Here is a 605-nt window from a genome sequence, read left to right as displayed (position 1 = left end):
CGTTTCCCGGCACCTCGTGTCGCAGGGGCATGTGATGCTGCCAAGCAGCAAGGAATGGCAGCGGACGACAGGGGCGGATGGGATGGGATTCGAGGGCCAGGTCTGGCGACTGGTGCAGAGGATGACGGTGATCACACCGTGAACGATTCGACGACACCTCTGAACAGTGGCGCTGACCCCGGCCTGCCGGTGATGACGTGGGGGCGGTTCTGGCAGCTCGTCGAGGTTCTCGGCGGCGAGGCCGGCACTGAGACGTGTCAGGGTTTCGAAGAGGCCTGCGCGCGCCTGACGGAGACGCTTTCGCGCGAGCCGGTGGGCCAGATCATCGGCTTTGGTGAGCGTCTCGCGGAAGCTCTCTACCGGTTGGACCAAGCGGACTTCGGCACACAGCCCGTCCTCGGGATGGCAGGGCCCGACGGTTCGCCGTTCCCGCAGTCGGACGACGGCTTCCTCTGCTCCCGGGCTGCCGTTGTGGCCGCCGGCCGCCAGGTATACGAGAGCATCTTCGGCCATCCGGAACGGTTCGCACCGTTCACCGCACGACACTGCGAGGAGCTGCTCTACGTCCACGAGGAGGCATTCGAGCAGGTGACCGGGGCGGAGGG

At 66.6% G+C, this 605-nt stretch carries 1 protein-coding gene; it reads left to right on the top strand.

All coding sequences use genetic code 11. From position 1 onward, the window contains the following. Positions 1-138: 138 nt before the first annotated feature. Positions 139-605, top strand: a 467-nt coding sequence (locus ABD323_RS43870; RefSeq protein ID WP_344447589.1) for a DUF4240 domain-containing protein, incomplete at its 3' end; no start/stop codon positions are given.

The organism is Kitasatospora nipponensis, assembly GCF_039528135.1.
Classification (GTDB): Bacteria; Actinomycetota; Actinomycetes; order Streptomycetales; family Streptomycetaceae; genus Kitasatospora; species Kitasatospora nipponensis.
The sequence above is the reverse complement of the archived record's forward strand: the minus strand, read 5'-3'. Positions and strand labels throughout refer to the sequence as shown.